The sequence below is a fragment of the Dietzia sp. KRD202 genome (assembly GCF_017168155.1).
Taxonomy (GTDB): domain Bacteria; phylum Actinomycetota; class Actinomycetes; order Mycobacteriales; family Mycobacteriaceae; genus Dietzia; species Dietzia kunjamensis.
The window spans coordinates 34,695-57,891 of sequence record NZ_JABFAN010000010.1; the positions used below are offsets into that span (position 1 = coordinate 34,695).

Below are 23,197 nucleotides of genomic sequence, written 5' to 3' on the forward strand. Positions count from 1 at the left end.
TCAGTTGGCCGGGTCCGGCGCGCCGGCCCCCGGCGTGATGAGGCCCAGCTCGGTGAGCCCCGCCGCGACGGTCTCCACCCCGTAGATCGTGCGCAGCGACGGGTTCATCTCGGCGCCGGTGATGTCGATGAACCGCTTCTCCCGGACCGCCGCCATCTCCCGGGTGACGGGGTTGGACTCGAGGTAGGCGATCTTGGCCTCCGCGGTCTCGGCGGTCTGGCTCTTGCGGGTCAGGTCGCCCACGACGATGACGTCCGGGTCGCGCTCGGCCACGACCTCCCAGCTGATCTGCGGCCACTCCTGGGTGGTGTCGTCGAAGGCGTTCTCCAGGCCCAGGGTGATCGAGATGAGGCCGGGGGCACCGCAGCAGCCGGCCAGGTACGGGGACTCGGAGTTGGCGAACCAGTACATCGCGGAGACACCGCGGGCATCGACGCTCTCGGCGGCCTCATCGAGCCTGCGCTGGAGGTCCGCCACCAGCTCGTCACCGGCCTGCTCCACGTCGAAGATCCGGGCGAGCTCGGTGATCTCGCGGTAGAGCAGGTCCGGGGTGAGCGGGGTCTCGCGGACGCCGTCCCCGGAGTCGGCGACCTTGCCCACGCAGTCGGTGGGGGAGAGGTACGTACCCACGCCGAGTTCGTGGAACTGCTCGCGGGCGGCGACCCCGCCCTCCCCGAGGGTGCTGCCGAAGGAGGCGGTGACGAAGTCCGGTTCCACGTCGAGGACGGCCTCCATCGACGGCGCGTTGTCGGCCAGGCGGGGGACCGACCTGTTCACCTCGGCGAACTCGGGCAGGACCGGGTCTGTCCAGGTGGCGGTGCCGACCATCCGGTCGCCGAGGCCGAGGGCGTACAGGATCTCGGTGGAGCCCTGGTTGAGCGAGACGACCCGTTCGGGCGGGGCGTCGAGCTGGACCTGCTCCCCGCAGTTCTCGATCGGATCGGTGCCCGGGCCGGCGATCGCAGCCGGGTCGTGGGCGGTGCAGGAGGTCAGGGTGAGAAGGGTGACGCCGGCGAGGGCGACCAGGGTGGAAGAACGCATGGGTGTGCTCCGAGGTCGCGGGCCTGGAACGCGAAGCCCGGTGATGACCTGGCGGTTGTCACCGCGAGGGCCAGCCGGTATTCGGACTCGGGATCACCTGGACGGAAGCGCCTTCCCAGACCTCGCGGCCCAGTGGCATAGTGCCCCGCCATCACCCTCACCGCTGCGCGTCAGTTCCGGATTCGCACCGGATTCCCGCGACCGATCGGTCTCGCTGGCGATCACAAGGTAACACGCGCTCCGGGGTCAGTACGCCAGCCCCATCCGCATCGCGCCCACCGCCTCGGACAGCGCCGAGCGCGCGAGCGGGGTGGCCCCGACGGCGTTGACGAACGGGTGGACCAGCGTCTCGTGGCGGCGCAGCGAGACCGGGACACCGGCATCGGCCATCTTCCGGGCGTAGGCCTCGCCCTCGTCGCGCAGCGGGTCGAACCCGCCCGTGGCCACGTGGGCGGGCGGCAGTCCCGAGAAGTCCTCCGCAAGCAGGGGGGAGGCGCGGGGGTCGAGCCGGTCCTCGTCGGACCGGATGTAGGTCTCCTCGTACCAGTCCATGTTGGCCCGGGTGAGGAAGAAGCCGTCGCCGAACAGCTCGTACGAGCGGGTCCGCGCGGACATGTTGGTGGCGGGGACGAACAGCAGTTGGAAGTCCGGCATCTTCTCCCCGGCGTCGCGCGTCTGCTGGCAGACCACCGCCGCCAGGTTGCCGCCGGCGCTGTCACCGCCCACCGCGATGCGCGCCGGGTCCACGCCGAGCTCTTCGGCGTGGTCGCGGACGTACCGGAACGCGGCGATCGCGTCCTCGACCGCGGTGGGGAACCGGAACTCGGGTGCCAGCCGGTAGTCCACGCTGATCACCTTGAGCCGGCCCGTCTCGGCGATGTAGCGGCAGGTCGCGTCGTGCGAGTCGACGCTGCCCAGCACCCATCCGCCGCCGTGGAAGAACACCAGTGCGGGCAGCGTCTCGTCACCGTGGACCGGCGAGTACAGGCGCGCGGGCAGGTCGGCCCGGTCCGGGTCGGTGCCGCCGAGCGGGAGGACGATGTCGGTGACGACGGCGAGGTCGATCTTCTTCCCCGAGACGGTGAACGCCGACCGCTCGACGGCCGAACGTGCCTTCTCGACGGTCAGATCCTCGTATTCGCCCTCGGACGTCATCGAGATGACCCGGAGCCCGGCCTGGAAGTGCGGGTCGAGGACCTGGCCGTCCATCCGTCGCGGGGTCCCGCCCACGAGTCGGAGTAGCGGGCCGGGCAGGAACCCGGCAGCGGTCATGACGGCCTTGGTCAGGCGATCCGGGATCGACGGGGAAAAGTCACGGTGGCCGGACATGGGAGAGCGCATGGCCACATTGTGACGCGGATCCCTGGGATGATCGGGGTAATCGGACGAAGGAGCTGATCATGCGTTCAGAACACGACAGCGTGGTGCGGGTCGAGGGCCTGGTCAAGACCTTCGGCCGCGCCCGGGCCCTGGACGAGTTGGACCTCGACGTGCGCCGCGGGGAGGTCCACGGGTTCCTCGGACCCAACGGGTCGGGTAAATCCACCACCATCCGGATCCTGCTCGGGCTCATGCGCGCCGACTCCGGCCAGGCGACGGTGTTCGGCGGCGACCCGTGGCGCGACGCGGTCGAACTCCACGCCCGGCTCGCCTACGTCCCCGGCGAGGTGACCCTGTGGCCGCGGCTGACGGGCGGCCAGTGCATCGACCTGCTCGGCCGGGCACTCGGGGGACTGGACCCGGGCCGTCGAGACGAGCTGATCGAACGTTTCCGGTTGGACCCGACCAAACGCACACGTGACTACTCCAAGGGCAACCGACAGAAGGTGTCGCTGATCGCCGCGCTGGCCTCCGACGCCGAACTGCTCGTGCTGGACGAGCCCACGTCCGGCCTGGACCCGCTCATGGAGCAGACGTTCCAGGAGTGCGTCCGCGAGGCCGTCGACGGCGGCGCCACCGTGCTGCTGTCCAGCCACATCATGGGCGAGGTCGAGACCCTCGCCGACCGCGTGAGCATCATCCGCGACGGCCGCACCGTCACCTCGGGGACGCTGGCCGACCTGCGGCGTCACACGACGACCGAGGTCCACGCCGTCACCGACGCCGATCCGGGTTCACTCGGGCGCGTGACGGGGGTCGACGGCCTGCGGATCGAGGAGGCCGCCGACGGTCGGTTCGAGGTCCGCTGCCACGTGCCGGCCCCGCAGCTGGGGGAGGTCACCGGCCTCCTTCACGCGGCCGGCATCCACACGCTCACCGCGACCCCGCCCAGCCTGGACGACCTGTTCCTCAACGCCTACTCCGGTGCCGGTGCGGCCACCGGGCGCGAGGAGCGGACAGGGGACCGGCGATGACCTCGCCGTTCGCCGGCACCGGCCTGCTGGCACGCATCGCCCTGCGCACCGGGTGGCGGGCCGCGGCCGCCTGGGTCCTCGGCCTGGCCGCGCTGTACCTCGTCACCGGGCTGTCGATCGCAGCCCTCTACGACACCCCGCAGGAACTCGCCACGTACGGCGCCTCGGTCGGCGAGTCGATGATCATGCTCACCGGCCGGGTGGCCGGGCTCGACACCCTCGGCGGCGTGATGATGAACGAGTACTCGTTCATGGTCGCCTTCGGCATCCCCGTCATGGCGATCGCCCTGACCGCGCGCGCCACCCGCAAGGAGGAGGAGTCCAGACGGTCCGAACTGCTCCTGGCGGGCCGGGTCGGCCGGCTCGCCCCGACGGCGGCCGCCCTCGTCGTCGTCGTCGGGGTCTTCACCGTCCTCGGCCTTGCGCTGTGGGCGGCGACCCTCACCGTCGACCTCGACCGCGCGGGCGCGGCGCTGTACGTGGCCTCCATCGTCGCCGCCGGCTGGGTGTACGCGGCCGGCACCGCCGTCCTCGCGCAGGTGTTCGCCCACAGCCGGACCGTGTGGGCGGCGGCGATGTCCGTGGCCGGACTGACCCTGATCACCCGCGGGATCGGCGACGTCAACCGCAACTGGTTGAGCTGGACCTCGCCGCTGGGCTGGCACGGCCTGACCCGGCCGTTCGGCGAGTCCTCCGTGGTGCCCCTGATCGTCGCCGTCGTCGCCGCGGCCGGGCTCGCCGCGGCCGCACTGTGGCTCGCCGCGCGCCGCGACGTGGGCCAGGGGATGGTCCCGGCCCGGACCGGCCCCGCCACCGCGTCCCGGTGGCGGGCGTCCCGGACCGGGACCGCCGTACACCAGCACCTGGGCGCGCTGACGGGCTGGACGATCGGCGTGGTGGCACTGATGGCCATGTACGGCGCGCTGATGAACGTGGTGGTCGAGACGATGATGTCCAACCCCGACCTCGCCGTGTTCCTCGGCGATTCGGGCACCGTGGTCGATTCCATCGTGCAGATGCTGGTGGCGTTCAGCGGATTCCTCGGGGCCGGGTTCGCGTTGCAGACCCTGACCGGGTTGCGCGGCGAGGAGACCGCCGGGCGACTCGAGATGGAACTGTCCACGGGGCGTTCGCGGTGGTCGTGGCTCGCCGCCCACACCGCGGTCGTCACCGTCGGCACCGTCGTCGTGGTCCTCGCCGGCGCCGCCGCGTTCGGGATCACCGCCGCCGCCGTGCTCGACGACCCGGACCTGGCGGGACGCATCATCGGCGCCGGGGCGTGGTATGTGCCCGCCGCGCTGGTTTTCGGCGCGATCTCGATCGGCCTGTTCGGCGCATCCCCGAGACTGCAGGTCCTGGCCTGGGCGCCGTTCGCCCTCGCCGTCGTCGTCACCCTCATGGGACCCACGCTCCGGCTCGACGAGGACCAGATGCGCCTGTCCCCGTTCGGCGCGGTGGGCACCGCGCCCGTCGGCCCCGTCAACGCGATCGGCGTGGCCGTGCTCCTCACGGTGACGGTCGTGCTGGTCGCCGTGGGGCTGGCCGGCTTTCGGCGTCGCGACGTGCCGCGGACCTGACCGCGGCACCCGACACGACCTGACAGACTGGCTCGCACGGCCGCCACGCCTCACCGGCGCGGCCGTCACGGACACCGGCGCCGCCGGTCGCAGGCGAACCAGGGAGGAACCGATGTCGGACGAGTTCGATCGAGACAGGCTCTCCACCGCGCTGTCGGTGGTCACGGACTGGCCGGTGGGCACCGTCTCGGCCGCGGTGGTCGGCCCCGACGGCGCCCTCGCGGTCCACGGCGACGACACCCGCGTGTACCGCCTGGCCTCGGTGACCAAGCCCCTCGTCGCGGTGGCCGCGCTCCTGGCCGTCGAGGAGGAGGCCATCGGCCTCGATGACCCCGCGGGGCCCGAGGGGTCCACGGTGCGTCACCTGCTCGCCCACTCCTCGGGGCTGGACTTCGCCGACCGCGACAAGGTCCGCGCGGAGCCGGGGGAACGGCGGATCTACTCCTCGGCCGGGTTCGAGGTGCTGGCCGACCACATCGCCGACGCCACCGGGATCGCGTTCGGCGACTACCTCCACGAGGCTGTGTGTCAGCCGCTGGGCATGGAGTCCACCACGCTCGAGGGCTCCGCCGGGCACGGGGCCTCCGCCAGCCTGGCCGACCTCATCGCGTTCGCCCGCGAGCTCGTGGCCCCGCGGCTGCTCGCGACCGAGACCCTCGAGGAGGCCGTGACCGAACAGTTCCGCGGCCTCGACGGGATCGTGCCCGGGTACGGCATGCACAAGCCGTGCCCCTGGGGGCTGGGCTTCGAACTCCGCGACGCCAAGCATCCCCACTGGACCGGGCAGCACAACTCGCCCGCGACCTTCGGGCACTTCGGGCAGTCCGGGACCCTGCTGTGGGTCGAACCGGAGATCTCCACGGCGCTGATCGTGCTCACCGACCGCGACTTCGGCGACTGGGCCAAGCCGCTGTGGCCGGAACTGTCCGACAGGGTGGTCGATGCGGCAACCCGGCGTTCGCGCGAAGAGGACTCGCTCGGCGGGTGAGTCCGCCACCCGCGACACGCCCGCACTCGTGCCGGGCGCGGGAATCACCGTGCTGTAACTTTGCTGAGAGTCGAGAAGTGTCGCTGGTGTAATTCGATCACTTCAGGCACAGTGTTAACTACAAGCAACAGAAGCAACATCATTCACACGATTTCGTGAGGTCGTTGGGGAAGACGTCCCTCAGTGAGTCGGGAGTGAAGTGATGTCTGACCATAACTATCTCGCGGATACGACGACCGGCGTGGTGTTCATCCATGCCGCGCCTACCGCGTTATGCCCTCACGTCGAGTGGGCTCTCGCAGCCACGCTCGACGCCAACTCAGCCATGCGCTGGGAGGACCAGCCGGCCCAGCCGGGCGCTCGCAAAGCGATCGTCGACTGGATCGGCCCGGTCGGCACCGGCGCGCGTCTGGCCGATTCGCTGGCCAAGTGGTCGATGCTGTCCTTCGAAGTGACCGAGGACCCGAGCGACCTCGTCGACGGCGAACGCTTCTCCCACACACCCGAACTCGGGATGTGGCGGGGGCAGACGGGCGCCAGTGGCGACGTAGTGCTCAGCGAGAACCGTCTCCGGCATCTCATGAAGGCCGGCCCCGCCGCCTTCCACGCCTTGGTGGAGGACGAGCTCGGCACCGCCTGGGACCGCGCCCTCGAACCGCTGCGCGGCCACCCGGCCGCCGCCGAGGTCACCTGGCTCTCCCGGGTCGGCTGACCCGCCAGACCTCCGCACTCCCGCGCTCCGGACAGCGCCCGCCCCAGTTCTCGGGGCGGGCGCTGACTCGTGTGCGCGACACGCTGGCGGCACCCTGCACCGGCTGCGGGTGGCCACCGCGTCCTCCCGGGACACGACTGCGCCCCCTCCCGTCAGATCGGGGAGGGGGCGCAGTCGTCGGGTGCGGATCCTGCCGGAGGTGTTCCGGCCGGATTCAGGTCACAGCGGGATGTTCTTGTGCTGGCCGCGGGTGTGCGCGGCCGCGTCCAGCGCCTCGGCGATGCGTCGGCGGGTGTCGGTGGGCTCGATGACCTCGTCGACCACACCGATGGAGACCGCGCGACCCACGCCACCGGCGATGGCCGCGTGCTCATCGGCCAGACGGTCGTGCAGGGCCTCCCGCTCGTCCTCGGGTGCCGCCGCGAGGGTCCGCTTGTGGAGGATGCCGACGGCGGCCTTGGCGCCCATCACCGCGACCTCGGCGTCGGGCCAGGCGAACACGGCGGAGGCGCCGAGAGCACGCGAGTTCATCGCGATGTAGGCACCGCCGTAGATCTTGCGGGTGACGAGCGTGACGCGGGCGACCGAGGCCTCGGCGAACGCGTGCAGCAGCTTGGCGCCGCGGCGCACCACGCCGTCCCACTCCTGCGAGACGCCGGGCAGGTAACCGGGGACGTCCACGATCACGACCAGCGGCACGCCGAAGGCGTTGCAGAGCCGGACGAACCGCGAGGCCTTCTCCGCGGACTCCGAGTTGAGGCAACCGCCCAACCGCAGCGGATTGTTGGCGATGACACCCACGGTGCGGCCGGACATCCGTCCGAAGCCCACCACGATGCTGGGCGCCCACTTGGCCTGCAGCTCCTCGAAGGTGGTGCTGCCATCGAGCTCCGAGGAGTCGAGCAGTCCGTGGACGAGAGGACGGACGTCATACGCGCGCTTCGGTGAGTCGGGGAGCAGGCCCGCAAGATCGGTGTGATCACCCTCGAGGGCACGCGGGTCGAACTCACCCTGCGCGGACAGTAGGGTCACGAGACGACGCGCCCGGTGCAGGGCATCACGCTCGTCGGTCGCGGCAATGTGGCACACCCCCGACTTGCGGTGGTGCACGTCCTGGCCGCCCAGGCCCTCCATGTCGACCTGCTCGCCGGTGACTGAGCGGACCACGTCGGGACCGGTGACGAAGATCTTGCCGGCCGGCGCCATGATGACGACGTCGGTCAGCGCGGGGCCGTAGGCGGCGCCGCCGGCGGCGGGCCCGAGCACGACGGAGATCTGGGGCACGTGGCCCGATGCGCGGACCATGGCCTCGAATACGAGGCCGACCGCGTGCAGCGCCTCGACGCCCTCCGCGAGTCGCGCCCCACCCGAGTGCCAGACGCCGACGACGGGCAGATGCTCGTCGATCGCCACGTCGATGGCGTGCACGATGTGCCGGCACCCGTCCAGGCCCATGGCGCCACCCATGACAGTGGCGTCCGTCGCGTACGCGATGGTGGGTTCGCCGTCGATCAGGCCGCGTGCGGCCATGGCGCCGGAGGCGTCGGGCTCGGTGATGAACTCGAGCGAAGCCGGGTCGAAAAGGTTCTCGAGCCGGACGACGGGATCTCGAGGGTCGATCTGGGTGTTCTGGTCAACAGGGCTGGTGATGGTCATATGTGCAGTCCTTTCCTCGGCGCGCGTCCCTGGGAGGGAGAGCGCGCCTGCGATGGACCCCCGGACTGGCTTGTGGGCGATCGGCGTTCGGATCGGGACCCCCGTCCCGGTCCGGACCTCTCGCCCGGCACCCCGCGGTGAGCGGGGTGATCATTGCTGGGCCCTGTGTGGGGGAGGGGACGCGGGCTCGACGTGGTGCACCGACCGCACCTTCGGCCCTGACTGCGTCCCCGCCCCGGCACACGGGGCCGGATGTCAGCTCTGGTCGAGCTTCTGGATGTAGTCGACCGCATCCTGAACAGTACGCAACTTGGCGAGGTCCTCGTCGGGGATCTCCACCCCGTAGCGGTCCTCGGTCTGCACGGCGATCTCCACCATGGAGAGCGAATCGATGTCGAGATCGTCGACGAAGGACTTCTCCGGGGTCACCTCGGAGGGTTCGATCCCGGTGACCTCCTCGACGATCTCCGCCAGTCCTGCGATGATCTCGGCCTCGGTGCGTGCCATGTGGTGTCCCTTTCTGATGGGTGGTGTCGTGCCCGGCGGGCGCGACGGATGGTCTGGTCGCGATCGCCGGCCGGGGCCGACGATCGGGGGTGGGAGGAGCGGTCAGGCGCCGCTGAGTGCGGGGACCGACTCGAGGGCGAGTTCGAGGTCCTCGGGTGTGGTCACGCCGTACCGGGGAACGTCACGCATCATGCGCTTGGCCAACCCGACGAGTGAGCCGGAGGGCGGCAGCTCGATGAACGCATCGACGCCCAACTTGAGCATCGTCTGCGTACAGAGGTCCCACCGGACGGGATGGGTGATCTGGGAGACGACCCTGTCGAGGGCGTCGCGACCGGAGGTGACGACCATGCCGTCGGCGTTGGAGACCAGCGTCAGCTCCGGGTCGTTGACCTCGATCGTGTCGGCCAGGTCGCGGACCTCGTCGACGGCGGAGGCCATGTGGTGGGTGTGGAACGCCCCGGCGACCTCCAGCCGGCGCAGTCGCGCCCGGCTCGGTGGATTCTGCTCCAGGGCGTCGCAGGCCTCGAGCGGGCCGGCGGCCACGATCTGGCCCGCGCCGTTGCGGTTGGCGGGCTGCAGCCCGGCGGTGTCCAGCGACAGCAGGACATCGGCCTCGACCCCGCCCAGTACCGCGATCATGCCGGTGGGGCGCTCGGCACACGCCCGGGACATCGCGGCACCACGGACGGACGCCAGGCGCAGGGCGTCGGCTTCCGACACCACGCCGGCTATCGCCAGTGCGGCGATCTCGCCGATCGAGTGGCCGGCCACCATCGTGTCGCAGGGCACCTGGCCGCGACGGCGCAACTCGGCGGCACCGAGCAGGGCCGAGGCGACGACGAGTGGCTGGGTCACCGCGGTGTCGGTGATCTCCTGCAGGGTCGCAGTCGTGCCGAGACGCTCGAGGTCGAGTCCGCTCGATGCGGACCACTCGTCGAGACGGTCCGAGGCACCGGGCAACTCGAGCCAGGGCGCGAGCATCCCGGCTTTCTGAGACCCTTGTCCAGGGGCAGTAAGGCAAAGCACGGGTATCAGAGAACACGCCCCGCCGCTCTTAGGATGATGTTCCCCAAGCCAGAAACACAGCCGGGATTTTGTGCGCTTCCCACAAATGACGAGCTGGCTGGTCGTCCATCTCCGGTCGGTTCGGTTTCGTTACACCTTGTTACGGGAGTGATTTATTACGACTCCTGAGTGCTTCGGTCGGCGAACTTCCCGAGGACGAGGGCGATTCTCAGGACAAAAGCGTCCCTCGCGTTAAGTGGGTCGAAATTGGTGATTTGACTCACTCTCTTGAGGCGGTACCGCACGGTGTTGGGATGGACGTACAACTCGCGGGCACACGCCTCGACGTGCCCACCGGAGTCCAGATAGGCCCGGAGGGTGTTCTCCACTGAGGTGTCTGCGCCCCTCAGCGGTGTGACGACCCGGTCGACCAACATCGTCGCCGCGCCCCGGTCGCCGGCGAGGACCCGCTCGGGCAGGAGGTCGATCGCCGCGACCGGTCGGGGGGCGCCGGGCCAGCCACAGACCGCCGCCACGCCGGAGAGCGCCTCGGTCGCGCTGTCCGGGGCCTCGGCGAGGGAGCTCACCGTGTGCCCGACGACGACCGGCGCGTCGGGTGAGAAGGAGTCGAGGACCTCGGCCGGGACGGCGGAGGAGGACTCGAGCTCCCCGGAGAGGATGACGACGAGGCGCGCGCCCTGCACCACGGCCAGTGCGTGGCGGCCGGCCGCGACCGCGGCTTTGTGCGCGGCGGGCACCGACGCCAGTCCGAGTTCCTCACGGGGCCTGCCGACGATCACCGTCGCCGCGGTGGTCGGGTCCCAGTTCAGGGCCGAGGCACCGGAGGCGAGGTCGGCATGACGATCACCGCGGACCACGGCGTCGACCAGCATCGCCTCCATTCGGGTATCCCAGGCTCCCCGGTTCTCCGCGGCGGCGGCGTAGACCGCCGCCGCGGTGAAGCCGAGTTCACGGCCGAACTTGAGCACCGCGGTGATCATGAGTCCGCGTTGGCGCTCGTTGTGGGTGATCCGTGGCATCACCAGCTCGAAGTACTCACACGTCGACCGGACGAGCTGGACCGTCTGCTGCAGGGTCAGCCCCTGGCCGAGCCCCTTGGGGAGCAACTTGAACCCCGCGATGGTGTCCGTGTGCGGGGCCTCGGGGTTGCGCATCCAGGTGACGAAGTCGCGCACCGCGCTCTGGATGATCAGCTGGATCTCGGCCCGCTGGTCGGCGGACAACTCGGCGAAGAACGCCAGATCCTGTTCCAAAGCGCGGACCGCCTCGGTCGACAGGGTCCCCGAGTACCGGGTGATGCGCTTGAGCAGGGCATCGGAGACGGGACGATCGTCCGGCGGCGTCGCGGAGCGCCGCCGGACGGGATGTGCGTCCCTCTCCCCGGTCCCGGGGTCGGCCATGTCTGTCACGCCACTCCGGGGTCCGTCGTCGGCTCGGGGGCGGCCATGACGTCGTCTATCCGGTACAGACGCGCCGCCTCGAGCAGGGTGGTCTTGTCGATGGTCCCCTCGCGGGCCAGGCCCGCGAGGACGGCCACGACGATCGACTCGGCGTCCGTGTTGAAGAAGCGGCGGGCCGCGGGCCGGGTGTCGGAGAACCCGAAGCCGTCACATCCGAGGACGGTGAAGTCCCCGGGGACCCAGGCCCGGATCTGGTCCGGAACCGCCTTCTGGAAGTCGCTCACCGCGACCTTCGGCCCCTCGGCCGACGCCAGTGCCGCGGTGACGAACGGGATGCGCGGCTGCTGATCGGGGTGGCGGAGCTCGTGGCGTTCGCACTCGAAGCCGTCACGGGCGAGCTCCGTCCACGAGGTCGCCGACCACAGGTCGGCCGCGACGTCCCACTTGTCGGCGAGCATCTTCTGCGCCTCGACCGCCGCATACATCGCCACGCCGGACGCGAGGATGGAGGCCTTGTGGCTCCCGGCCTCCGCCGCGCGGAAGCGGTACAGACCGCGCAGGAGGGCGTCGACGTCCATGTCCTCGGGCTCGGCCGGCTGCGGGACGGGCTCGTTGTACAGGGTGATGTAGTACGACACGTTGCGGTCGATGCCGTCGGTCTCGGTCTCGTGGGCCGCGCCAGGGCCGTACATGCGCTCGATGCCCGCGCGCATGATGTGGGCGACCTCGTACGCCCACGCCGGGTCGTAGGAGATGATCCCCGGGTTGGTCGCGGCCAACAGCGGGGAGTGGCCGTCCATGTGCTGCAGGCCCTCGCCGGTGAGCGTCGTGCGGCCGGCGGTGGCGCCCAGCAGGAACCCCCGGGCGAGCTGGTCGGCGGCGGCCCAGATGCCGTCGCCGGTGCGCTGGAACCCGAACATGGAATAGAAGATGTACAGAGGGATCATCGGCTGGCCGTGGGTCGCGTACGCGGTCCCGGCGGCGGTGAACTCGGCGACGGACCCCGCCTCGCTGATGCCCTCGTGCATAATCTGGCCGTCCTTGGCCTCCTTGTAGCTCAGCATGAGGTCGTGGTCCACCGAGGTGTAGTTCTGTCCGTGCGGGTTGTAGATCTTCAGGGTGGGGAACCACGAGTCCATGCCGAAGGTGCGGGCCTCGTCGGGGATGATCGGCACGAAACGGTCGCGCAGGGACTCGTCGCGCATGAGCTCCTTGGCCGTCCGCACGAGCGCCATGGTGGTGGCGACGGCCTGCTTACCCGACCCCTTGCGGAGTGACTTCAGGGCGTCGATGCCCGGCACGGCCAGGGGTGTGAAGGTCTGGCGCCGCTCGGGGACGTGCCCGCCGAGGGCGGACCTGCGGTCCAGCATGTAGCGGATCTCCGGCGAGTTCGGCCCCGGGTTGTAGTAGGGCGGCTGGGTCGGATCGGCCTCCAGCTCCTCGTCGGTGATGGGGATCTGCTGCTTGTCGCGGAACAGTTTGAGGTCGTCGAGCGTCAACTTCTTCATCTGGTGGGTCGCGTTGCGTCCCTCGAAGTTCTGGCCCAGCCCGAAGCCCTTGATGGTGTGGGCCAGGATGACCGTCGGTCGGCCGGTGTGCTCGAGCGACGCCTTGTACGCGGCGTGGATCTTGCGGTAGTCGTGCCCGCCGCGGCGCAGCGCCCAGATCTCGTCGTCCGTCATGTCCTCGACGAGCTTGGCGGTGCGAGGGTCGCGTCCGAAGAAGTGCTCGCGGATCCAGGCGCCGTCGTTGGCGCGGAAGGTCTGGTAGTCGCCGTCGGAGACCGAGTTCATCAGCGAGACGAGCGCGCCCTCGGTGTCCTTGTCGAACAGGGCGTCCCATTCGCGACCCCAGACCACCTTGATGACGTTCCAGCCGGCGCCGCTGAAGTACGACTCCAGCTCCTGGACGATCTGGCCGTTCCCGCGGACCGGCCCGTCGAGACGCTGGAGGTTGCAGTTGATGACGAAGGTGAGGTTGTCGAGGGCGTCGTTCGCGGCGATCTGCAGCGCGCCGCGCGACTCGACCTCGTCCATCTCACCGTCACCCAGGAACGCCCACACATGCTGCTGCGACGTGTCCTTGATACCGCGGTTGTGGAGGTAGCGGTTGAACCGTGCCTGGTAGATGGCGTTGATCGGCCCCAGACCCATCGAGACCGTGGGGAACTCCCAGAACTCGGGCAGCGAACGGGGGTGGGGGTAGGAGGGGAGTGAACGCCCCGGATGGCTCTTCTCCTGCCGGAACCCGTCGAGGTCCTGCTCCCGCAACCGGCCCTCGAGGTAGGCCCGGGCGTACATGCCCGGGGAGGCGTGGCCCTGGAAGTAGATGTGGTCGCCGCCGCCGGGATGGTCCTTGCCGCGGAAGAAATGGTTGTACCCCACCTCGTAGAGCGGGGCCGCCCCGGCGTAGGTGGAGATGTGACCGCCCACGCCGATCCCGGGCCGCTGGGCGCGGTGGACCATGATGGCGGCGTTCCACCGGATCCATCGACGGTAGGTCCGCTCCACCGCCTCGTCGCCGGGGAACTCCGGCTCAAGGCTCGTGGGGATGGTGTTGACATAGTCGGTGGACGTGAGGGCGGGCAGCGGAACACGCTGCTTGGAGGCCCGCTCGAGGAGACGCAGCATGAGGTAACGGGCGCGCTCGGGCCCGGCCTCGGCGAGCAGGCCGTCGAGCGAGTCCATCCACTCCTGGGTCTCCTCGGGGTCGGAGTCCGCCAGGTAGGAGGCGACCCCTTCCCGGAGAATCGGCACGTTGGTGGGTGCGGTCCCGTCCCGTGGGCCTTCGTTTCCGCTCATGCGTATCGTCCTCACTTCTGTGATTCGTACCGTGGACGCCCGGTGGGGCCACCACATGTCGTGGTACATCGTCGGGCCCGGGCCGCGGCCCGCAGGTGTGGGCGGATCGCGTCGGGCTCGGGGCGGGCCACCGTAGGCCCACCGGTTCCGATTGTGCCCCAAAGCGTGACGCGCGACACCGTCGCCTGAGCCGACACACCGACAAATGGGCGGTAGTCGTTTCCCCGGCGGGTGTGCGCGGGTAGTGTTCCTGGTCAGCGAAAGACCCGAGAAGTAGCACGACGGAGTAGAGGGAGGAACACCACGGTGGTCGCCGCGGCGAACCAGCAGGACGGAGCGGACCAGGTAGCTGGTCAGCTCGAACTGACGGAGGGCATGCTCGTTCAGGAGGTCGGATGGGATTCCGACTGTGACGAGTCGATCAGCGAGGCCGTCGAGGACGCCGTCGGATCAGAGCTGCTGGAAGAGGACACCGATGAGGTGGTCGACGCGGTGTTGCTCTGGTGGAGGGACGGTGACGGCGATCTGGTCGACCGACTCATGGACGTCATGACGCCCCTGGCGGACGACGGTTCGGTGTGGGTCCTCACCCCCAAGACGGGGCTCGACGGGCATGTGGTGCCCGCTGTGATCGCGGAGTCCGCCCAGACCGCGGGAATGCTGCAGACGCGCACCGCCGCACTCGGGGACTGGGCCGGCAGCCGGCTCGCCCTGCGGAAGAACAGCATGCCGCGCAAGTGATCGCGGCACCCCGGACCTCTCGTGCGCCCCGGGGTGGGGCGCGGTTCCGGGTGGGTTAATCTGACCGCACCGGCGCGATCGACGCGTCGGTGCGCACGCGCGCGTAGCTCAGCGGTTAGAGCTCTGGTCTTACACACCAGCGGTCGGGGGTTCGATTCCCTCCGCGCGCACCGATGAAGACCGACCGATGACGACCGACCGCACCCGGTGCCGAGGGCTCGGCGTAGGTGGTCAGGTCCGGAGGCGGTCCGCTCGGCGGAAAGCCCTGCGCTGCTCGGCGTCGTTGCGATCGCCGTAACGGGCCCGCATCGCGCGGTCACGGGCGGACGCCTCGTCGAGCTCGGGGGTGCCCCGGTCGCCGCCGCCCGAGTCACCGCCCGCCGTGTCACCGCCCGTCGTGTCGCCTCCAGCGGCGCCGCCGCTGTCGCGGCCGAGGTCGTCGGTGTCGCCACCCCGGGCGTCGACCCCCGCGGTGGGCGTGGCGTCGTCATCTCGTGTCCCGGCCCCCTGGTCGGCGTCGGCGGCCGCGACCTCGGCGTCGCGACGCCGGGCCCGGATCTCCGCCCAGGCGAAGTAGATGAGCGCGGCCGGGGCGAGCACGCCGAAGGCCAGCCACTGCAGTCCGTAGGACAGGTACGGGCCGTTCTCGATGCCGGGGATCGGGGCGGGGGAGAGCGATCCTGGCTGGCCCCCGGCCAGCTGCAGGTAGCCCTCCGACACGAGGTCGTGTCCGAGGGTGTCGCCGATGACGACCGGGTCCACCACGCGCACGGCGGGCAGTCCGGCCATCGGGACGGGCTCGGCCTCGCCCGGCTCGGTGACCCGCAGCCGGGCGGTGATCTCGACCTCGCCGCCGGGGGCGGCGGGATAGTCCGGTACCGCGTTGTTCTCCCCGACGAGCACGTATCCGCGGTTGACCAGCATGTCCGCGCCGTCCACGGGGTCGAACACCGTGAGAACCTGGTAGACCAGCTCGCCGTCCACCGACCGGAGTCGCAGCAGTGCCTCGGAGTCCGGTCGCCACTCCCCGGTGAGGGTGACCAGGCGCCATTCGCGCTCGGCGTAGGCCTGCGGGCCGTCCACCACCTGCGCCAGCGGCGCGGGTTCGGCCTCGACGGATTCGGCCAGGCGGGCGTTGCGGGCGTCGAGATCGTCGCTCTTGTCCAGCTGCCACGGGGCGAGCAGCGCGAAGCACGCCCAGGCGAACAGGGCCGCGGCGAGGACGCCGATCACCCATCCCGGGGTCAGGAAACGCCGCAGTATCCGCATGCTCCCAGGGTATCCGTCCCGGCGCGGCGGGTCCCGGGGCAGGTGTGCCCGCTACCCCGTGAGCTCGCGCACCTCGGCGACCAGCCCGGGCAGGGCCGCGGTGATCTGCAGGCGGGTGCGGGTGAAGCCGCTGTCGTCTCCGTAGTAGGGGTCGGCCACGTCCGCGCCGTCGGCGCCGTGCTCGTGTGCGCGGGGGTCGTACGACCGCAGCAGCCGGATCCGGGCCGGGTCGACCCCTGCCCGGTGCAGGTGGTCGCGGTGGCCGGTGTCGAGGGCCACCACCAGGTCGGCGTCGTGGTCGCCGGGGGACAGCTGCGAGGCCACGTGCCCGGTGTCGTAGCCGTGGGCTGCGAGCTCTGCCGCGGCGCGCGCGTCCATGCCGTTGCCGACGTGCCAGTCGCCGGTGCCGACGCTGGAGACGGTCACCCGGTCGCCGAGCCCGGCGTCGTGGAACGCCCGGCGGGCCATGACCTCGGCCATGGGGGAGCGGCAGATGTTCCCGGTGCAGACGAACACCACCCGCACCCGCGACTCACCACCCACGGATGATCTCCTCGAGCGCCGCGGTGTCGACGGCCGACCAGTGGGCGCGGTCCCACTCCTCGGGCCGCCCGTAGCCCCAGCGCACGATCGCGGTCGGGACGCCGTAGCGGGCGGCGCCCTCGATGTCGTGTTCGCGGTCGCCGATCATGAGTACCTGCCCGGTCCCGCCGCCGTCGACGGGCGTGGGGTCGACGCCCATCGCGGAGAGCGAGTGCGCGATGACGTCGGCCTTGGCCATCCGGCCGACGGAGATGTCCGCCCCACCGATGAACTCGAAGGGGGCGGCCAGGTCGAAGTGCCCGAGGATCCGGCGCGCGGCGACCTGGTCCTTGCTCGTGGCGACCGCCATCCGGTAACCGTCGACGGCGAGTCGGTCGAGCAGCGCGTCCATCCCCGTGAAGACGGCGTTCTCCAGCCACCCCACCTCGTCGTAGCGCTCCCGGTAGGCGGCCACGGCCCGGTCCAGGTCGGACCCGGCGAGGCCGAGCGAGGTCAACGTGTCGACCATGGGCGGGCCGGCGATGGAACGGATGTCGCGGGTGTCGTCCCAGCGCGTGCCCACCACGCCGAGCGCGTGGTGGAGGGACTTGGCGATGCCGTCGAGGGAGTCGGTGATGGTGCCGTCGAGGTCCACCAGGAGGATCGGGCGGTCGGTCATGCCGCCATCCTCCCAGAGTCCGCCGGGCGGGCCCCTCCGCCCGTCCGGCGCCGCGCGGCGCGCGCGGTCGTCCTACGCTTCCGGGAATGAGTGAACAACCCGGAGAGGGCCCCGACCAGGCGTCGTGGGCGGCGCTGCGACACCACGGTGACGCCGAGCTGGTCCCCGGCGCCCTGGACTTCGCCGTCAACGTGCGCGGGTCCGGGCCGCCGGGCTGGCTCCGCGACAGGTTGGCGGCCCGCCTCGCCGACCTGGGGGGATATCCGGGGGTCGACGACGACGACGCCGCGGTGGCCGCCGTGGCCGCCCGTCACGGGGTCGGACGCGACCGCGTCCTGCTGCTGGGCGGCGCCTCGGAGGGGTTCCACCTGCTCGCCGCGCACGCGGCCCGGAACCTGCTGCGAGCGGCGGTGGTGCACCCGTCCTTCACCGAACCGGAGCTCGAGCTGCGACGGGCCGGCGTTCCGGTGGAGCGGGTCCTCCTGCCGGTTCCGTTCGACCTCGATCCCGGCCTCGTCCCCGAGGAGGCGGACCTCGTCGTCGTCGGCAATCCCACCAACCCCACCTCGGTGGTGCACCCCCGGTCCGCCGTGGCGGCGCTGTCCCGGCCCGGACGGGTGACGGTCGTCGACGAGGCGTTCTGCGACATCCTCCCGGACGAGGCGGCCCACACCCTGGCCGGCGCCGACCTGCCGGGCCTCGTGGTGCTGCGGTCGTTGACCAAGACGTGGGCGCTGGCCGGCCTGCGAGTGGGGTACGCCGTCGGGGACCCGTCGGTGTTGGCCGATCTGGCCGCGCACCGGCCGCACTGGCCCCTGGGCACCCTCCAGCTGGAGGCCGTCCGGGCATGCGTCGGTCCGGAGGCGGACCCGGAGCTCGACGCCGCGCGGGTGCAGGTCGCGGCCGAGCGGGATGAGATGGTCCGCGCACTCGGCGCCGCGGGGATCGAGGTGGTGGTGCCGCCGGCCGCGCCGTTCGTCCTGGTCCGCACCCCGGCCGGGATCGATCCGGTCGCGTTCCGAACCGGGCTCGTGCGCCGGGGGATCGTCACCCGTCGCTGCGACACGTTCCCCGGCCTCGATGCCACCTACCTGCGACTGGCCGTGCGGCCGGGCACGATGGTGGACGAACTCGTCGGAGCCTGGCACGGACAGATGGCGGCACGGGCAGATCGCGGCACGGACTGATCGCGGCGCGGCGGGTGAACAGGAAGGGGAGCGACCATGACCACCGGCAGGCCCACCCTGGCCGACGTGATCGACCTGTTGGAGCACGCCTACCCGCCGCGGCTGGCCGAATCGTGGGACCGCGTGGGACTGGTCGCCGGTGACCCGGCGGTCGAGGTGGAGCGGGTCGTGGTGGCGGTGGACGCCACCGACGCAGTGGTCGACCACGCGCTCGCCGAGGGCGCCGACCTGCTACTGGTCCACCACCCGCCGCTGATGCGCGGCGTGCACTCCGTGGCCGCCGACACCCCCAAGGGTCGATTGCTCCACCGGCTCATCGCGGGCGGCTGTGCGCTGTACTCCGCACACACCAACGCCGATTCCGCCCGACCCGGCGTCAACGACGCCCTCGCCGACGCGCTCGGTCTGACCCCCGGCCGCCCCCTGGCCCCCACCGGCGACGGAACAGTCGACCGGTGGGTGGTGACCGTGCCCGACGACGACCTCGACGACCTGCTGAACGCGGTCTTCGCCGCCGGCGCCGGGCGGATGAGCGGCTACACCGAGTGCTCGTTCTCCGTCCGGGGCACGGGCCGGTTCCGCCCCGGCGACGGCACCGACCCGACCATCGGCAGCATCGGGGAGCCCGAGCAGGTCTCCGAGACCCGGGTGGAGTTCGTCGCGCCGCCGGAACTGCGGTCCGCGGTGCGGCGCGCCGTCCTGGCCGGGCACCCGTACGAGGTGCCCGCGATGGACGTGTTCGTCAACCACGCCGGACCCGGACCCGGATTCGAGGACACCGGGCTCGGGCGGATCTGCGAACTCGACGCACCGATGACTCTGGCGCGGTTCACCGAGCTCGTGGCCGAGCGCCTGCCCACCACCGAGTGGGGGGTCCGCGCCGCGGGCGATCCCGACGCCGAGATCCGGCGCGTCGCGCTGTGCGGCGGGTCCGGAGATTCCCTGCTGGGCGCGGCCCGCGCCGCGGGCGCCGACGTCTACCTCACCGGGGACCTGCGCCACCACGTCGTGGACGAGCACCTTCGTGAGGGCGGGCCGATGCTCGTGGACGCCGCGCACTGGGCGCTGGAGTTCCCGTGGTGCGCACAGGCCGCGGCCCTGCTCGAGGAGGGGGCGGATCTCACCGCGACGGTCTGCGAGCAGCGGACCGACCCCTGGACGGTGGCCGCCGGGGGAGCGCGCGGGCAGCGGTAGTCTTGGCAACCATGAAGGCCGATCCCCACGACCAGCGTCGACTCGTCGACATCGCCGACCTCGACCTGCGACTGGCGAGTCTCGAGCACCGGCGGTCGCAGCTACCCGAGCAGACGACCCTGGACGAGCTGGAGGCCGAGCGGCGGGCCGCCACCGAGTCCGTCGCCCGTGCCCGGATCCACCTCGAGGATCTCGACCGCGCCCTCACCAAGCTGCGCTCCGATCTGGAGGCCGTGCGCCGGCGCCGGGCCGCCGACTCCGACCTGCTGGCCAAGGGCGGCCTGTCCGAGCGGCAGGCCACCGAACTGGACTACGAGCTGCGTTCGCTGGCCCGTCGCCAGGAGGCCCTCGAGGGCGAGCTGGGCGAGCTGGGCGAACGCCACGAGGCCATGGAGGCCGACGTCCGCCACTCCGGGGCGATCGTCACCGACCTGGACGCGCGGATCGGGATGGCCGCGACGCTGCGGGACACCGCTCTCGCCGAGCTCGAGGACGCGGTGACCGAGACGATGGCCGAGCGGGCCCGCGACGCGGAGACCGTTCCCGCCGACCTCCTCGATCACTACACCCGTAGCGCCGCGGAGGCGGGTCGGGGCGCGGCGATCCTCAACGGGGGCCGCTGCTCGGCCTGCGCCATGGACCTCGACCGGAGCACCGTCTCGGCGTTCCGCTCCGCCCCCGCGGACGAGGTCCTGAATTGCCCCGAGTGCGGCGTGATTGTCGTCCGCACCGACAACTCGTGAGCGGCGGACCGGGCTCCGGCGGCGGGCCGGGTTCGACCGGCGGACCGGGTTCCACCGGCGGACCGGGCTGGACCGGCGCCACCGGGCGCCCCACCCGGATCGTCCTGGCCCGTCACGGCCAGACCCCGCTGTCGGTGGACCGGCGCTATTCCGGTCAGGGCGACCCCGAGCTCACCGAGTTGGGCGTCACCCAGGCCGAGCGCACCGCAGCCCGGCTCGCGGCACTGCCGGATCTCGCCGCGGTGGTCTCCTCCCCGCTGCGCCGGTGCCTGGGCACCGCCGAGCGGGCCGCCGACGCCACCGGCGTGCCCCTCGTGGTGGACGAGGACCTCATCGAGACCGACTTCGGGGGGTGGGAGGGGCTCACCTTCCGGGAGGCCGCCGAGCGGGATCCAGACCTCCACTCGCAATGGCTGAGCGACACCGCCACCGCGCCCCCGGGCGGCGAGAGCTTCGCCGTGGTGCGGGCGCGCGTCGAGCGGGGACTGCGGCGCATCGTCGCCGACCGCCCCGGCGGCGTGGTCGCCGTCGTCAGCCACGTCACCCCCATCAAACTGGCGATCCGGGCGGGCCTGGGCGCCGGTGACGAGCTGCTGTTCCGGCTGCACCTGGACCTCGCCTCCGTCTCCGACGTGCGTTTCTACTCCGACGGGCCGACCTCGGTGCACCTGGTCAACGACACCTCCCACCTCGTCTGAGCCCGCACCCCGACCGGCCCGCGCGGGCGACTAGACTCCCTGGGGCGAACGAGTCGGCCGGACGGCCGCGGACAGGGGAACCGGCGCTATCGGTGGCCAGGCCCCGGCCCGAGGAAAGTCCGGACTCCACAGAGCAGGGCGGTTGCTAACGGCAACCCGGGGTGACCCGCGGGACAGTGCCACAGAAAACAGACCGCCGCGCCTGCGGGCGCGGTAAGGGTGAAACGGTGCGGTAAGAGCGCACCAGCGCCCCGGGTGACCGGGGCGGCTTGGTAAACCCCGCCCGGAGCAAGGTCGAAGGTCGCACCGCTCGCGGTGCGGCTGCGCGGATGGTGTGCAGCGATGCACGGGAGGGCTGCTCGCCCGAGTCCGCGGGTGGACCGCTCGAGGTACCCGGTGACGGAGTGCCCAGATGGATGGTCGTCGCCCTCCGCCCGCGGAGGGCACAGGATCCGGCTTACAGGCCGGCTCGTTCGCCCCATCCCTGATCGACGATTGACCTGCAAGAACTGGCAGATCCCGGCGTTCCCATCGGTCCTCGGATTCACGTGATTCACCCGGCTGCGGGAGCTGGTGCGGGACCAGTGCGGGACCGAGGGCCGCGTGTCCGACCCCGGCGCTACTCTCCGCTCATGCTCTGGACCGAGGACGCGCCCAGCCATTGCCCGTACGGGCATGAGCTCGGGCCAGACCGGGTCCTCGTCGGCTGGGATGCCGGCCGTACCGGCAGTCTCGACCGCGGCCGGCGCATCTTCATTTGCCGCCAATGCGACACGGTCATGCCATGGAAGACACGTAGTCGACTCGAGTGACTGTGAAATGCAGGAAGCCGCCCCCACCAGTTAGGCGGGGGCGGCTAAATGCCCGGGGTGAGGCGGTTCGGCCTCACAGGTCGGGACTGATCTCAGGTGGCGGGGTCTCGATGTCCTCCGGGTCGACGTGTAGCTGCAGTTGCCGGACGATCCTGCGGATGTAGGCGATCGCCGCCTTGTACTTCGCTTCCACGAGGTTCAAGCGTTCCTCGAGGCGGTCGATTCGGCGGTCCCGCTCGGCGAGCTGCTGCTCGGTGCGTTCGTCCTGCTCCTTGAGCTGGCGCTCAGTCCACTCGCGTTGTTCGGCCATGAACGCCGCCCAGTCCGCAGTCCTCGCCTGTGAAGCCGCGGATTCGTTCGCTTCTTGGCCGGTCTTGCGGGTGAAACGGGCGGTGATCCATGTGCCGATTACCAGGGTCAGGGCGCCACCCAAGGTGACGACCGCTTCCCCCCACGTCACCCGTCGCCCCTCTGGTTGAAGATCACCGGCTCCCGTTGCGGGCCGACAGTGTCGGCGAGGGCTGCGACGATGATCGTCAACCCGGCCACGTTCAGGATCAGAGCGCCGGTCACCCAGCCTCGCGAAGCGTCACCGATCAAGCTGGCCGTCATGTACGACAGGCCCCAGATCCCCCACAGCATCGACACGAACGCCAGGGCGTACCGGGCGATGACCCTGTGCCAGATCCCGGCGAGGACGGTCACACCGGCGACGATCCACACGACCGCCCACACGTGCAGCGGCACCAGGGCGTCGATGAAGTGGGTCAGCCCGCCCGTGGAGGGCTGGTCGACGTACGCCACGCCGCGGGCGATCGCTCCGGCCGAGACGATCGCCAGAGCCGCAACCCGCAGCTTGGGATGGAGCGGCTCAAACGCCCGCATCACTCGACCAGCCGGTGCTCGCCGACGTAGGACTCGGGCAGCCACGGCGCCTGGTCCGGGACGTACTCGATCGTCCCGGTCGGCGTGTGGCCGGTGAGTTCGACGGCCTGGCCCTCGACGGTCTCGCGCAGACGGCGGAGCTCGTCGAGGATGACGGGGATGTTCTCACGGCCGATCGCGGCCCACTCGAGGACCTCGGGCCCGTGGCCGCGGTCGGCCGGGGTGATGTTGCGGACGGCGGTGACGCCGCCGCCGACGGCCAGGACGCCGTCGACGACAGGGAGGATTGCGTCGACGAGCTCCTGGGTGATTACGCCCCAGGCAGCGAGGATCGCGCCGACTGCGGCGACGCCGATGTACAGGGAGATGCGGACGCGGGAGTCGAGGTGCTTGGCGGTCATG

General features: G+C 71.2%; 21 protein-coding genes, 1 tRNA gene, 1 other RNA gene, 1 pseudogene and 1 riboswitch. Of the genes and pseudogenes, 11 read left to right on the plus strand and 13 right to left on the minus strand.

Annotated elements, in window-relative coordinates:
• Together J1M64_RS06535 and J1M64_RS06540 are read right to left on the minus strand one after the other, a co-directional pair.
• Positions 1 to 1,041, minus strand: coding sequence for an ABC transporter substrate-binding protein (locus J1M64_RS06535; protein WP_206473602.1), 1,041 nt, complete (start codon positions 1,039 to 1,041; stop codon positions 1 to 3).
• 54 nt (positions 1,042 to 1,095) lie between these two features.
• Positions 1,096 to 1,275, minus strand: a riboswitch (cobalamin riboswitch).
• Between the two features lie 12 nt (positions 1,276 to 1,287).
• Positions 1,288 to 2,382, minus strand: coding sequence for an alpha/beta hydrolase (locus J1M64_RS06540; protein WP_241261239.1), 1,095 nt, complete (start codon positions 2,380 to 2,382; stop codon positions 1,288 to 1,290).
• Positions 2,383 to 2,441: 59 nt separating this feature from the next.
• Here J1M64_RS06540 and J1M64_RS06545 point away from each other — a divergent pair, with 59 nt between their 5' ends.
• From J1M64_RS06545 to J1M64_RS06560, 4 genes are all read left to right on the plus strand, one after another.
• The gene (locus J1M64_RS06545) at positions 2,442 to 3,395 is read left to right on the plus strand and encodes an ABC transporter ATP-binding protein (protein WP_206473603.1); all 954 of its coding nucleotides are present in this window, start codon (positions 2,442 to 2,444) and stop codon (positions 3,393 to 3,395) included.
• Entirely contained in the window at positions 3,392 to 4,972 is a 1,581-nt protein-coding gene (locus J1M64_RS06550) for an ABC transporter permease (RefSeq protein WP_206473604.1), read from the plus strand. Before J1M64_RS06545 ends, J1M64_RS06550 begins: the two co-directional genes overlap by 4 nt.
• 112 nt (positions 4,973 to 5,084) lie before the next feature.
• The gene (locus J1M64_RS06555) at positions 5,085 to 5,960 is read left to right on the plus strand and encodes a serine hydrolase (RefSeq protein WP_206473605.1); all 876 of its coding nucleotides are present in this window, start codon (positions 5,085 to 5,087) and stop codon (positions 5,958 to 5,960) included.
• 202 nt (positions 5,961 to 6,162) lie between these two features.
• Positions 6,163 to 6,672 (plus strand): DUF3145 domain-containing protein, encoded by a 510-nt coding sequence (locus tag J1M64_RS06560; RefSeq protein WP_206473607.1) that lies wholly within the window; start codon positions 6,163 to 6,165, stop codon positions 6,670 to 6,672.
• Between the two features lie 219 nt (positions 6,673 to 6,891).
• On the opposite strand, the gene J1M64_RS06565 is transcribed toward J1M64_RS06560, so the two are convergent.
• From J1M64_RS06565 to aceE, 5 genes are all read right to left on the minus strand, one after another.
• Complete coding sequence (locus tag J1M64_RS06565) at positions 6,892 to 8,328, minus strand: acyl-CoA carboxylase subunit beta (protein ID WP_120285770.1); 1,437 nt, start codon at positions 8,326 to 8,328, stop codon at positions 6,892 to 6,894.
• 255 nt (positions 8,329 to 8,583) lie between these two features.
• Complete coding sequence (gene acpM / locus J1M64_RS06570) at positions 8,584 to 8,835, minus strand: meromycolate extension acyl carrier protein AcpM (RefSeq protein WP_067714230.1); 252 nt, start codon at positions 8,833 to 8,835, stop codon at positions 8,584 to 8,586.
• A gap of 102 nt (positions 8,836 to 8,937) precedes the next feature.
• Entirely contained in the window at positions 8,938 to 9,864 is a 927-nt protein-coding gene (locus J1M64_RS06575) for an ACP S-malonyltransferase (protein ID WP_096905694.1), read from the minus strand.
• 155 nt (positions 9,865 to 10,019) lie between these two features.
• Entirely contained in the window at positions 10,020 to 11,264 is a 1,245-nt protein-coding gene (locus J1M64_RS06580) for a CdaR family transcriptional regulator (protein WP_241261240.1), read from the minus strand.
• A 5-nt stretch (positions 11,265 to 11,269) separates the two neighbouring features.
• The gene (aceE, locus tag J1M64_RS06585) at positions 11,270 to 14,065 is read right to left on the minus strand and encodes a pyruvate dehydrogenase (acetyl-transferring), homodimeric type (protein ID WP_206473609.1); all 2,796 of its coding nucleotides are present in this window, start codon (positions 14,063 to 14,065) and stop codon (positions 11,270 to 11,272) included.
• Positions 14,066 to 14,371: 306 nt separating this feature from the next.
• Here aceE and J1M64_RS06590 point away from each other — a divergent pair, with 306 nt between their 5' ends.
• Positions 14,372 to 14,806 (plus strand): DUF3052 domain-containing protein, encoded by a 435-nt coding sequence (locus J1M64_RS06590; protein WP_096905691.1) that lies wholly within the window; start codon positions 14,372 to 14,374, stop codon positions 14,804 to 14,806.
• A gap of 97 nt (positions 14,807 to 14,903) precedes the next feature.
• Positions 14,904 to 14,976 (plus strand) — tRNA-Val (locus tag J1M64_RS06595).
• A gap of 61 nt (positions 14,977 to 15,037) precedes the next feature.
• On the opposite strand, the gene J1M64_RS06600 is transcribed toward J1M64_RS06595, so the two are convergent.
• The 3 genes from J1M64_RS06600 to J1M64_RS06610 are packed head-to-tail and all read right to left on the minus strand — an operon-like array spanning position 15,038 to position 17,276.
• A complete protein-coding gene (locus tag J1M64_RS06600; RefSeq protein WP_241261241.1) occupies positions 15,038 to 16,075 on the minus strand; it encodes an SURF1 family protein in 1,038 nt (345 codons plus the stop codon).
• 51 nt (positions 16,076 to 16,126) lie between these two features.
• On the minus strand, positions 16,127 to 16,618 hold the full coding sequence (locus J1M64_RS06605; RefSeq protein ID WP_256821474.1) for a low molecular weight protein-tyrosine-phosphatase: 492 nt from the start codon (positions 16,616 to 16,618) through the stop codon (positions 16,127 to 16,129).
• Positions 16,608 to 17,276 carry an HAD hydrolase-like protein gene (locus J1M64_RS06610; protein WP_206473610.1) on the minus strand — a complete coding sequence of 223 codons (669 nt, stop codon included), beginning with the start codon at positions 17,274 to 17,276 and terminating at the stop codon, positions 16,608 to 16,610. Before J1M64_RS06610 ends, J1M64_RS06605 begins: the two co-directional genes overlap by 11 nt.
• Positions 17,277 to 17,362: 86 nt before the next feature.
• Between J1M64_RS06610 and cobC the strand changes: the two genes are divergently transcribed.
• The 5 genes and pseudogenes from cobC to rnpB all read left to right on the plus strand — a co-directional run bounded on the left by cobC (position 17,363) and on the right by rnpB (position 21,574).
• Positions 17,363 to 18,463 carry an Rv2231c family pyridoxal phosphate-dependent protein CobC gene (gene cobC / locus J1M64_RS06615; protein ID WP_206473611.1) on the plus strand — a complete coding sequence of 367 codons (1,101 nt, stop codon included), beginning with the start codon at positions 17,363 to 17,365 and terminating at the stop codon, positions 18,461 to 18,463.
• A gap of 36 nt (positions 18,464 to 18,499) precedes the next feature.
• A complete protein-coding gene (locus J1M64_RS06620) occupies positions 18,500 to 19,657 on the plus strand; it encodes a Nif3-like dinuclear metal center hexameric protein (RefSeq protein WP_206473618.1) in 1,158 nt (385 codons plus the stop codon).
• 11 nt (positions 19,658 to 19,668) lie between these two features.
• A complete protein-coding gene (locus J1M64_RS06625; RefSeq protein WP_206473620.1) occupies positions 19,669 to 20,400 on the plus strand; it encodes a zinc ribbon domain-containing protein in 732 nt (243 codons plus the stop codon).
• A 62-nt stretch (positions 20,401 to 20,462) separates the two neighbouring features.
• Positions 20,463 to 21,098, plus strand: a pseudogene (locus tag J1M64_RS06630) (histidine phosphatase family protein); the annotation flags it as partial.
• 49 nt (positions 21,099 to 21,147) lie between these two features.
• Positions 21,148 to 21,574, plus strand: an RNA gene (rnpB, locus tag J1M64_RS06635) — RNase P RNA component class A.
• Between the two features lie 409 nt (positions 21,575 to 21,983).
• Here the strand turns inward: rnpB and J1M64_RS06640 are convergent.
• Genes J1M64_RS06640 through J1M64_RS06650 form a run of 3 tightly spaced genes read right to left on the minus strand, consistent with a single transcriptional unit; the run spans position 21,984 to position 23,196 of the window.
• Entirely contained in the window at positions 21,984 to 22,370 is a 387-nt protein-coding gene (locus J1M64_RS06640) for a hypothetical protein (protein ID WP_206473624.1), read from the minus strand.
• Positions 22,367 to 22,795, minus strand: a complete 429-nt coding sequence (locus tag J1M64_RS06645) for a hypothetical protein (RefSeq protein WP_206473626.1) — start codon at positions 22,793 to 22,795, stop codon at positions 22,367 to 22,369. The genes J1M64_RS06640 and J1M64_RS06645 overlap by 4 nt, the downstream gene beginning before the upstream one ends.
• Entirely contained in the window at positions 22,795 to 23,196 is a 402-nt protein-coding gene (locus J1M64_RS06650; protein ID WP_206473628.1) for a hypothetical protein, read from the minus strand. Before J1M64_RS06650 ends, J1M64_RS06645 begins: the two co-directional genes overlap by 1 nt.
• Between the last annotated feature and the right edge of the window lies 1 nt (position 23,197).

Excerpts from the sequence above, each read along its gene's own strand:
- J1M64_RS06650 (WP_206473628.1), bottom strand. The coding sequence starts at position 23,196 with ATGACCGCCAAGCACCTCGACTCCCGCGTCCGCATCTCCCTGTACATC.
- J1M64_RS06625 (WP_206473620.1), top strand. The coding sequence starts at position 19,669 with ATGAAGGCCGATCCCCACGACCAGCGTCGACTCGTCGACATCGCCGAC.
- J1M64_RS06560 (WP_206473607.1), top strand. The coding sequence starts at position 6,163 with ATGTCTGACCATAACTATCTCGCGGATACGACGACCGGCGTGGTGTTC.
- J1M64_RS06600 (WP_241261241.1), bottom strand. The coding sequence starts at position 16,075 with ATGCGGATACTGCGGCGTTTCCTGACCCCGGGATGGGTGATCGGCGTC.
- J1M64_RS06610 (WP_206473610.1), bottom strand. The coding sequence starts at position 17,276 with ATGACCGACCGCCCGATCCTCCTGGTGGACCTCGACGGCACCATCACC.
- J1M64_RS06645 (WP_206473626.1), bottom strand. The coding sequence starts at position 22,795 with ATGCGGGCGTTTGAGCCGCTCCATCCCAAGCTGCGGGTTGCGGCTCTG.
- cobC (WP_206473611.1), top strand. The coding sequence starts at position 17,363 with ATGAGTGAACAACCCGGAGAGGGCCCCGACCAGGCGTCGTGGGCGGCG.
- J1M64_RS06620 (WP_206473618.1), top strand. The coding sequence starts at position 18,500 with ATGACCACCGGCAGGCCCACCCTGGCCGACGTGATCGACCTGTTGGAG.
- acpM (WP_067714230.1), bottom strand. The coding sequence starts at position 8,835 with ATGGCACGCACCGAGGCCGAGATCATCGCAGGACTGGCGGAGATCGTC.
- aceE (WP_206473609.1), bottom strand. The coding sequence starts at position 14,065 with ATGAGCGGAAACGAAGGCCCACGGGACGGGACCGCACCCACCAACGTG.
- J1M64_RS06565 (WP_120285770.1), bottom strand. The coding sequence starts at position 8,328 with ATGACCATCACCAGCCCTGTTGACCAGAACACCCAGATCGACCCTCGA.
- J1M64_RS06535 (WP_206473602.1), bottom strand. The coding sequence starts at position 1,041 with ATGCGTTCTTCCACCCTGGTCGCCCTCGCCGGCGTCACCCTTCTCACC.
- J1M64_RS06550 (WP_206473604.1), top strand. The coding sequence starts at position 3,392 with ATGACCTCGCCGTTCGCCGGCACCGGCCTGCTGGCACGCATCGCCCTG.
- J1M64_RS06540 (WP_241261239.1), bottom strand. The coding sequence starts at position 2,382 with ATGCGCTCTCCCATGTCCGGCCACCGTGACTTTTCCCCGTCGATCCCG.
- J1M64_RS06580 (WP_241261240.1), bottom strand. The coding sequence starts at position 11,264 with ATGGCCGACCCCGGGACCGGGGAGAGGGACGCACATCCCGTCCGGCGG.
- J1M64_RS06555 (WP_206473605.1), top strand. The coding sequence starts at position 5,085 with ATGTCGGACGAGTTCGATCGAGACAGGCTCTCCACCGCGCTGTCGGTG.
- J1M64_RS06545 (WP_206473603.1), top strand. The coding sequence starts at position 2,442 with ATGCGTTCAGAACACGACAGCGTGGTGCGGGTCGAGGGCCTGGTCAAG.